Here is a 9,221-nt window from a genome sequence, read left to right on the forward strand (position 1 = left end):
TCAGCCCCATGTCGATGGGGAAACCGTCGTCGTCGTAGGTGTCGGCCGTGATCACTTTCGTGGCCGACATGTCACGGTACTCCTCGGGGTCCATGAGGCCGAAACTGAGCTGGCCGATCTCTTTGGGGGCTTTGCCTTGCATTATACTGCGTCCTCCAGTTCGATTCGCGGGGCGATACCCAGCGCCTTCATCTCGTCGAGCAGGAGTTTGAACGCGTAACTCATCTCGACTTCGTGGACGTCGGTCTCCTCGTCACAGTTCGGACAGTAGACCCGGCGTTGCTCGACGTTCTCGACGGCGCTCATCCCACACTGCCCACAGACGTGGATGAGTTCGCGGTCGGATTCGTCCAGCAGGCGCTCTTTGAGCGTCATGGCTGCGCCGTGGCCGATGAAGACGTCGCGTTCCATCTCACCGATACGGAGGCCACCCTCGCGGGCACGCCCCTCGGTGGGCTGGCGGGTCAGCACCTGCACCGGCCCGCGCGAACGGGCGTGCAGCTTGTTCGAGACCATGTGGTAGAGCTTCTGGTAGAAGATGACGCCGACGAAGATCTCGGCCTCGATCTGCTCGCCAGTGATGCCCGAGTACATGACCTCCTTGCCGTTGGACTTGTAGCCGCGCTCGACGAGAGCCTCCCGGAGTTCGTCCTCGTCTTCGCCCTGGAACGGCGTCCCGTCGACACGCCGGCCCTCGAGGGAGCCGACCTTGCCGCCGAGCATCTCCAGGATGTGGCCCACCGTCATCCGCGACGGGAGGGCGTGGGGATTCAGGATGAGGTCCGGCACGACGCCGTCCTGTGTGAACGGCATGTCCTCCTGCGGTGCGAGGTGGCCGACGACACCCTTCTGGCCGTGCCGGGAGGCGAACTTGTCGCCGAGTTCCGGCACCCGCTCGTCGCGGACCTTGACCTTCGAGAGTTTCGAGCCGTCCTCGCCTTCCATCAGCGTGACGGTGTCGACGACCCCGGACTCACCGGAGCGCATCGTCACCGACGTCTCACGCCGCTTCTGCGGGGAGAGACCGCCCATCTCCTCCGGCTCTTCGAGGAACCGGGGCGGGCTGGTCTTGCCCAGCAGGACATCGTTCTCGCCGACGCGCGTTTCGGGGTTGACGAGGCCGTCCTCGTCGAGGTGGGTATAGGCTTCCTCGCCACGAGCGCCCCGGACCTCGTCGTCCGGGATCTCGAAGCGGTCCTCCTGACCGCCGGGGTAGCGTCGTTCCTCGCCCTCGTAGGTCCGGAAGAAGTGCGACCGCGCGAGCGCGCGTTCGACGCTGGCCTTGTTCATGACCAGCGCGTCCTCGATGTTGAAGCCCTCGTAGGACATGACCGCGACGACGAAGTTCTGTGCGGCCGGTCGGTCGTCGTAGCCGATCTGTTCGGTCGTCTGGGTCTTGACGATGGAGAGTTGGGGGTAATGCAGCAGGTGCTGGCGGGTGTCGGGCCGAATACGGTAGTTGGCCGACGGGAGGCCGAGCGATTGCTTGATCATCCCCGACCCCATCGTAATCCGCGGCGACGCGTTGTGTTCGGGATATGGGATCATGCCCGCGCCGATACCGAACATCAGCTGCGGGTCGACTTCGAGGTGCGTGTGGTCCTCGGTCAGTTCGTCCTCGTCGACGGCGACGTAGATGTCCTCTTCCTCCTCGGCGTCGATGAACTCGACGTAGCCGCGGTCGACGAGGTCCTCGAATTCGAGTTCGCCGTCCTCGACGGCCTGCAGTTCCTCGTCCGAGAGCAGCGGTTCGCCGTCCTCGACGACGATGAGGGGCCGTCGCGCACGGCCGGCGTCGGCGTTGACGATGACCTCGTCGGTCCGGTCGCGAACGGCGACGTTGACCATCTCGTCGATCTCGCCGCGGCGCCGGGACTCTCGGATGTCGTCTGCGAGTTTATGCGGGTCCGGATGGGTGCCGATGAGGCTCCCGTTTACGTAGACTTTAGCTTCTCTTCCCTGACTCATGTTAGTCGTCCGCCGTGTGTGTTTCGACCGTCTCGATTCCCGGAATGCCCTCGACGCCCATCGACGCGAGTTCGCGTTTCAGTCCGCGCTCGTCGCCAACGTTCTGGGACAGTTCCATCGCCTGTGCGAAGTTCTTCACCAGTCCACAGTTCGGCCCCTCCGGCGTCTCGGAGGGACAGATGCGACCCCACTGGGTCGCGTGCAGGTCACGCGCCTCGAAGTGCGGCTGTGAACGGCTGAGCGGCGACCGGAGACGGCGCAGGTGCGACAGCACACCCATGTAGTCCGTCCGGTCGACCAGCTGGCTCACGCCGGAGCGGCCGCCCACCCAGTTCCCGGTCGCGATGGGGTGTTCGAGCCGCTCGGTCAGCACGTCGGACCGAACGACGGTGTTGACCGACAGCTGTCGGTTCCGCATGTTGGCGCGTTCGAGCTGGTACTTCACGTCGCGTGCCAGCTTGTTCAGCGCCGTCCGGAAGAGGTCCTTCATGAGGTCGCCGCTGACCTTCAGGCGCTTGTTGGCGTAGTGGTCCTTGTCGTCGGATTCGCGGCGTTCGAGCGCCAGCTCGAAACACGCCTCGGCCATCCGACAGAGGTAGACCGCCTTGTTCATGCGGACTTCCTCGTCCTCGACGCCCTCCTCGTGGAGGTGCGGCAGGAGATAGCGGTCGATGACGTAGTTGGCCCGCTTGAGCTGGTAGTTCTTGCCCTGCCCGGAGGCGACGCGCTGGCCCAGTTTCTCGATGGCCTCGGCGGTCGACTGAACCTCGGCTTCCTCGAGGTTTTCGAGCATGAACTTCACGATCTCCGGGTCGTCGGAGACGCGGTGGACGATCTCCTCGTCGGATTCCAGGCCCAGCGCCCGCACGAGGGTCACGAAGTTGATGGAACCGGACACCGACGGGAACGAAACCTCGAGGATGCCGCTTCGGTTCCGCTCACACAGCACCAGGGCGCGGTAGCCACGGCGCTGAGAGAACGTCTTGGCGATCTGGATCTGGTCGCCGTATTTGGTGTCGTATTCGGCGAGGATCTTGTTCGGTGCGAGGTCCTCGCTCGTCATCAGGACGCGCTCGGAGCCGTTGACGATGAAGTAGCCACCGGGGTCGGCGGGGTCCTCACCGATTTCGATGAGTTCGTCGTCGGTGAAATCGGCGATGTTACACTTGTTGGAGCCGACCATGATCGGCATCCGGCCGACCTTCGTCTCGGCCTGGTCGACGATGTGTTCTTCCTCCTCGTCGCCGCCGCGGATGATGCTCATCTCCATGAACACCGGCGCCGAGTAGGTGATGTTACGGAGGCGGGCTTCCTGCGGATAGAGGAGTTCTTCGGAGCCGTCGGCCTCGCGGACGCGCGGTGTGAGGATACGGACGTTCCCGAGGTCGACGCGAACCGGCTCCTGGCCTTCCTTGTCGCCGATGTCCGTGTCGATGCTTTCCTTCTCGTCAACAACGTCCTGCATCCCCTTGTCGAGGAAGTTGTTGAACGAGCGGAAGTGGTGCTCTGCGAGTCGGTCCCGCGAGAAGTACTCCCGGGAGATCGAACGTCGGTCTTGCCTATTCATTCTACCACCAGTCGATATACGACGGCTTCGTTCGGTGCCGTCCGCGAGTCGCGGACGATCTTGAGCACGTCGCCGACCTCCGCCTCGCTCGGCAGGGCAGGGTCGCGACGCTCGATTTTCGGCAGGTCTGTGCGGTCGATGTCGTACTCCGCGAGCACCTCCTCGACTTCGTCTTCCTCGAGGACCGTGTGCTCCGGAACCAGGTTGTGTTGGCTTACGTCTACCATGTGTTGGGCTGGCCGGGTGAAGAAGCTGTCACGAGATACTACAGCGTGCTACTGGCGCGAGGGATTTAACAGTTACCAAATCCGACGGCCGGGGCTACCCGTACCGCGACTCCGGCGGCACGCGACTGCTCGTTACCCATCCTTGAACGGCAGTTATCAAAAATCCTCGGGCGAGGCGTGGGCAGGGGCGACGGCCGTCGAGCCGGCGTCGAAGCGGGCGGTGTGTGAGCGCACACCTCGGCGCCGTCCATTGGAAAGCCTTAAGGTCAAAACCCGGTTACGAGTGAGTGCAGGGAGCCCGGGTGGTGTAGTGGCCCATCATACGACCCTGTCACGGTCGTGACGCGGGTTCAAATCCCGCCTCGGGCGCTTTCTCCGAACGCTACTTCACGAGCGACCAGCTCACTATTACGCTATAACGACAGGCGGCGAGGATTTTTATACGAACCACCGGCCATCGTCGTCGGATGAATACCAAGCGCATCGGCGACGCCTCCGAGGCCCGGGTGCTATCGGCGCTTCTCGAACGCGACTACCCGGTGTCGGTCCCGTTCGGCGACAACGACCCGTACGATCTCCTCGTCGAAACTTCCGACGGGGTCCATCGAGTACAGGTCAAAACCGGTTGGATGGAGGAAGGCCGTATCAGGTTCAAAACGGCCTCGAAGACGACGGCGGACGGTAACGCCGTTCGACGGGACTACGCACCCGAGGAGGTCGATGTCTTCGCGGTTCGCTGTCGTGAGACGGACGACTGCTATTGGGTCCCGTTCGAGACTGCCGGTCGAAAGAACACGTACCTCCGAGTCGACTCACCGAAAATCGACCATCCGAACGTCAGACTCGCCGAGGACTACCGGTTCGATACTGCGCTCCCACCCCGATAATCCGAAAACCCGAACGTCTGGCTTCGAGGCCAATCACTTAGCCACAGGGGAACGTACACCCACCATGCCAACCTGGAAGGGCGCGTGGTCGACCGCCGAGGCGACGGCGTATCTGGAAGACGCGACGGTACCGATCCGGCTCGCCTGCCACCGGCCGAACGGGGGCCTGTGGATGCTCTCGCTGTGGTTCGCGTACCGTGACGGCGAGTTCCTCTGTGCGACGGGGGCGAACGCCGACATCGTCGAGTACCTCGAAGCCGACGGGTCGGTCGCTTTCGAGGTATCCGAAAACGACCCGCCGTACCGGGGCGTCCGCGGGGCCGGAAGCGTAAGCATCGAACCCGACCCCGAGAAGGAACTCCTCCACGAGCTGTTCGAGCGGTATCTGGGCGGGACGGACAACTCCCTGGCCGACAAACTGCTCGTAGAGGGCCGAAAGGAGGTGCGGCTTCGAATCGAGCCGGAGCGCCTCTACACGTGGGATTTCTCCGAGCGGATGAAGGACGTTTGACTCAGTCCCGCAGTGCCTCGACGGGTTCGAGGTTGGCGGCTTTCCACGCCGGATAGAGGCCGCTGGCGAGGCTGATGACGACTCCGAAACCGAAGGCCGCGACCAGATAGAGGCCGTTCGAGGGGTCGAGGATGATGCTCAGCGAGATGGGCGCGACGTACCACAACAGCAGCGCCGCGGCGATGCTCAGAAGGACGCCGGCGAACCCGCCGAGGACGCCGAGCAGGGTCGCCTCGACGACGAGCGTCCGGAGGATATCGCGTTTCTGGACGCCGACCGCCCGGAGGAGGCCGATCTCGCCTTTCCGTTCGGTGGTGCTCATCAGCATGACGTTGAAGATGGCGACGCCGGCGACGATGAGGGAGACGGCCCCGAGGCCGATGAGGAACTGGTTCAGGAGGCCGAAGAACTCGTCGATGCGGTCGAGGATGCTGGAGAGTTCGAAGACGGAGACGCGGTCCTCGCGGGCGTTGAGTCGGTTACGGAGGTCGGCGGCGATATCGCGGGCGTCCTCGCTGGAGTCCGCACGGATGACGACCTGGTCGTAGTCGTCGCTGGTGAAGGCCGATTCGGGGAGGACGACGGCATTGTCGGGCTGGACCGGCGAGATGTCCTCGCCCGGCGCGAGGATTGCGATGACGCGATAGGAGTTGCCCGAGATCTCGAGGACGCTGCCGACCTGTACGCCGAGTTCGTCGGCCAGCGAACTGCCGACCAGCGCGCCCTGTCTGTGGCGTTCGGGCATCCGACCCGATTCCGCCGAGAAGAGTTCGGCTGGTTGGTCGGTCCCGTAGATGGTGGCGAACTCGCTCGCGCCGCCGGTGCCTTCGACCGAGGCGCCGTCGCTCAGTATCGGGACGGCGGTGCCGCGGCCCTCGGTCGCCCGCTCGATTTCGGCGATATCGCGGGCCGTCAGCGATTCGCCGCCGGCGTCCTCGGCCGGTGAGACGATGACCTGATTGCCGAGGCCGCCCAGCGACTCGACCGCCGCCAACTGGAGGACGTTGCCGAAGATGCCCAGCGTGGCGATGGCGAGGACGCCGATGACGATTCCGAGTGCGGCAAGTACCGACCGCAATCGGTTGCGCCGGAGGTTCCGAATCGCCATCAGGACCGCCGGGAACCCCGAGAGGTCCGGCCTCATCTCCTGTCCTCCAGACGGCCGTCGACGAGTTCGACGGTCCGGTCGGCGTACTCGGTGACGAGTTCGTCGTGGGTGACAGCGATGACGGCGACGCCCTCCTCGCAGACGCGCTCGAACTCTTCGAGAACCTGCCGGCCGGTGTCCGTATCGAGGTTCCCGGTCGGCTCGTCGGCGAGCAGGACCTCGGGGCTATTGATGAGCGAACGGGCGATGGCCACCCGCTGTTTCTGCCCGCCGGAGAGTTCGGTCGGCCGGTGGGTGATGCGGTCGCCGAGGCCGACTCGCTGGAGCAGCCCCCGGCCCCGGTCGGTCGCCTCGCGGTCCGCGTCGTAGACGGTCGGCAGGAGGACGTTCTCCAGCGCCGTCAGCGTCGGGATGAGATAGAAGTCCTGGAAGACGAAGCCGATGTACTCCTTGCGGAGACGTGTGCGAGCCTCGTCGTCGAGGTCCGACACCTCGTCGCCGTCCAGAAAGACGTCGCCGCTGGTCGGCGTATCCAGCAGGCCGAGCATGTTGAGCATCGTCGATTTGCCGGAGCCAGAGGGACCGACGACGGCGACGAACTCGCCGGCTTCCACCGTCAGGTCGACGTCCTGCAGGGCGTGGACCGTTTCGCCGCCGCGCTCGTAGACACGGGTGACGCCGCGGAGTTGAAGCGGTGGGGCATCAACACCCGTTTTCGTCTCTGCAGGACGTTCCGCGACGGCTTCGGGTGGGTTCGGCCCGGTCATCGTCTGCGATACAGAGGCACGAGCAACGCCCCGCCGACGAGCGCCGACGCACCGAGGGCACCGCCGACCGCGAGCGGCGAGAGGGTTCCGAAGAAGCCGCTGTCGTCGCCCTCGCTGTCGGTTTCGACCGGGAGGTCGACCTGCTCGGTTCGTGGCTCGCCGTCGACGCGGTAGGTCACCTCGACGGGAACCGTCGAGGCGTTCTCGTCGACGGTCGCGGTCAACTCGAAGGGGGCGAACTCGCTGCCGCCGACGGTGCCGATGAAGTAGTCGCGCTGGGGGTAGGCCGGCGTGATGCCCTCGGCCTCGCCGACGGCGACGACGACGCCGGTCACTTCGGCGTCGCCGGTGTTGCCCGCGTTCCCGGAGATGAGCAGACGGTCGTCCTCGCGCTCCATGTCGACGCCGGTGAGCGTGATGGCGGCCGTCTCGGGGCGGTGGGCGTAGGTCGTCGTCGACCGGCGTTCCTCGCGGTCGAGTCGGTAGGAGACGGCGACATCGACATCCGCGGGCGGAACGTTCGAGAGGTCGACCGTCACCGTCTCGGTCTCGCCGGGTTCGAGGTCACCGACGAACTGCCGGGGCAGGGCCTGGTCGGTCGACGGTTCGACGACGGCCCCCTCGATGGCCGCGTTGCCGAAGTTGGTAACGGCGACTTCGACCTCGGTCGGGGCACCCTCCTCCTGGCTGTCCCCTTGTTGGAGACCGCCGCCACCGCCGCCGATGAGGTCGCCGAGGCCGCCGGCGCCGCCACCGGTATCGACCTGCTGGTCGCTGACCGGGCGGACGTCGATACCTACGTCGTCACGGAGGGGTTCGATGCGGAGGTTCTCCCGGCGGACGGTCGTCTGCCGGTCGCCCGTCGCCGTCGTATACGAGACGCGAACGGCGATTTCGTCGTCGGTGCTGATGGGTCGCGCGGAGAGGTTCACCGTCTCTTCGGCGCCGGCCGCGAGCGTGGGCACGAACGCCCGGTCGTCGGTCGCGGACCCTCGGATGATGGCGATTTCGATGTTGCGTACCGCATCGACCGCGGGGTTGCCCACGGTCACCTCGATGGGCGAGCGGACCCCCTCGACGAGGTCGGCGTCGACGCTGATGCCGGGGGGTGAATCCTCAACGACGACGGTGACGGGGCGTTCGACGGTGACCGTCGCGCCGTCGCTGTCGGTGCCTTTGGCGACCAGCGTGAGGTCGTGGCGGCCGGCGTCGGTGAACTCGGTGACGAGGTCGACGGTGAGGCTATCGCCGGGCGACAGCGACCCGGGGTTCGACGCGGTCGCGAGGCGCTCGTCGGATTCGTCGCGAAGGGTGACTCGGTCGAGTTCGACGGCGGAATTCGACCCGGCAGAGAGGGCGATGTCGGCGGTTACGGTCGTCGGTTCGTCGGTCGTGGGTCGGTCGGGGGCGACCGTCGCGTCGTCGACGGTGAGGCGGGCGTCGGGGACACCCGCGACTGTCGGCGCGATAAGCGAGAGGCAAAAGGCGACGGTCACGAGGACCACGGAGGCGCGGCGCACGATACCGTAACGAAGGGGTCGAACGGCCAAATACCTGCCGCGGGTCCCGGTCGCTTGCCGCTTTTCAGGCCGTGTAGTCGGCTTCTTCGGGGTCCTCGACGACTTCGAGGCCACGGTTGTTGATCGCGTGGGCGTCGAGGCCGACCTCTTCGAGGAAGTCCTTATAAATCCGCTCGCAGGTTTCGCCGTCCTTCTGCTTGTCGCTGGCGTGGTCACAGAGGTCCGCGATGCCCTCGGGCACGTCGTTGGTGTAGATGATCCAGTGGTTGACGAGGTCGGAGAGTCGGCGGATGGGCGAGGTGAAGTGGCCGTAGATCTCGAAGTTCAGGGCGTGGTGGCCGCCGAAGGGGTCGGACATGTACTTCGCCCGGGGCATGACCTTCATCACGGCCCACTGGATCTTGTTGAGTTGGCGGCCGGGGGCCTCTTCGAGGGTGGCGTTGACGGCCTTGCGGGGGTCGTCCCACGCGCTGCCGGGAATCGAGACGCCTTCGAGCTCCTGGATCTCTCGGAGGGCCTCGTCCCACTCGTCGGGGGTCGGCTGGGGGTGGACGCGGAACATGGCCTCGAGGCCGCGGTCCCACTGGAGGGTGTGGGTGACGGCCTTGTTCGCCTTCAGCATGCACTCCTCGATGATGGTGTGGGCGCGGTCCCGCTTGGGGTTGA

General features: G+C 65.5%; 9 protein-coding genes and 1 tRNA gene. 3 read left to right on the forward strand and 7 right to left on the reverse strand.

Annotated features, from left to right (window positions below):
* Positions 1–141: 141 nt before the first annotated feature.
* From rpoB to V5A53_RS10370, 3 genes are read right to left on the reverse strand one after another with little or no spacing between them, the layout of a single operon-like run.
* On the reverse strand, positions 142–1,968 hold the full coding sequence (gene rpoB / locus V5A53_RS10360) for a DNA-directed RNA polymerase subunit B (protein WP_332313534.1): 1,827 nt from the start codon (positions 1,966–1,968) through the stop codon (positions 142–144).
* Between the two features lies 1 nt (position 1,969).
* Positions 1,970–3,535 (reverse strand): DNA-directed RNA polymerase subunit B'', encoded by a 1,566-nt coding sequence (locus tag V5A53_RS10365; protein WP_332313535.1) that lies wholly within the window; start codon positions 3,533–3,535, stop codon positions 1,970–1,972.
* The gene (locus V5A53_RS10370) at positions 3,532–3,762 is read right to left on the reverse strand and encodes a DNA-directed RNA polymerase subunit H (RefSeq protein ID WP_178289730.1); all 231 of its coding nucleotides are present in this window, start codon (positions 3,760–3,762) and stop codon (positions 3,532–3,534) included. The genes V5A53_RS10365 and V5A53_RS10370 overlap by 4 nt, the downstream gene beginning before the upstream one ends.
* A 296-nt stretch (positions 3,763–4,058) precedes the next feature.
* On the opposite strand from V5A53_RS10370, the gene V5A53_RS10375 reads away from it, so the two are divergent.
* From V5A53_RS10375 to V5A53_RS10385, 3 genes are all read left to right on the forward strand, one after another.
* Positions 4,059–4,131 (forward strand) — tRNA-Asp (locus tag V5A53_RS10375).
* A gap of 98 nt (positions 4,132–4,229) precedes the next feature.
* Positions 4,230–4,649 carry a group I intron-associated PD-(D/E)XK endonuclease gene (locus V5A53_RS10380; protein ID WP_332313536.1) on the forward strand — a complete coding sequence of 140 codons (420 nt, stop codon included), beginning with the start codon at positions 4,230–4,232 and terminating at the stop codon, positions 4,647–4,649.
* A gap of 64 nt (positions 4,650–4,713) precedes the next feature.
* Positions 4,714–5,160, forward strand: coding sequence for a pyridoxamine 5'-phosphate oxidase family protein (locus V5A53_RS10385; protein WP_332313537.1), 447 nt, complete (start codon positions 4,714–4,716; stop codon positions 5,158–5,160).
* 1 nt (position 5,161) lies between these two features.
* Here V5A53_RS10385 and V5A53_RS10390 read toward each other — a convergent pair whose 3' ends face one another.
* The 4 genes from V5A53_RS10390 to V5A53_RS10405 form a co-directional block, all read right to left on the reverse strand.
* Entirely contained in the window at positions 5,162–6,304 is a 1,143-nt protein-coding gene (locus V5A53_RS10390) for an ABC transporter permease (protein WP_332313538.1), read from the reverse strand.
* The gene (locus tag V5A53_RS10395) at positions 6,301–7,035 is read right to left on the reverse strand and encodes an ABC transporter ATP-binding protein (protein WP_332313539.1); all 735 of its coding nucleotides are present in this window, start codon (positions 7,033–7,035) and stop codon (positions 6,301–6,303) included. Before V5A53_RS10395 ends, V5A53_RS10390 begins: the two co-directional genes overlap by 4 nt.
* Complete coding sequence (locus V5A53_RS10400; RefSeq protein ID WP_332313540.1) at positions 7,032–8,555, reverse strand: hypothetical protein; 1,524 nt, start codon at positions 8,553–8,555, stop codon at positions 7,032–7,034. Before V5A53_RS10400 ends, V5A53_RS10395 begins: the two co-directional genes overlap by 4 nt.
* A 64-nt stretch (positions 8,556–8,619) precedes the next feature.
* Positions 8,620–9,221, reverse strand: a 602-nt coding sequence (locus tag V5A53_RS10405; protein ID WP_332313541.1) for a ribonuclease catalytic domain-containing protein, incomplete at its 5' end; no start/stop codon positions are given.

The organism is Natronomonas sp., assembly GCF_036625485.1.
In the GTDB taxonomy this organism is placed as follows: domain Archaea; phylum Halobacteriota; class Halobacteria; order Halobacteriales; family Haloarculaceae; genus Natronomonas.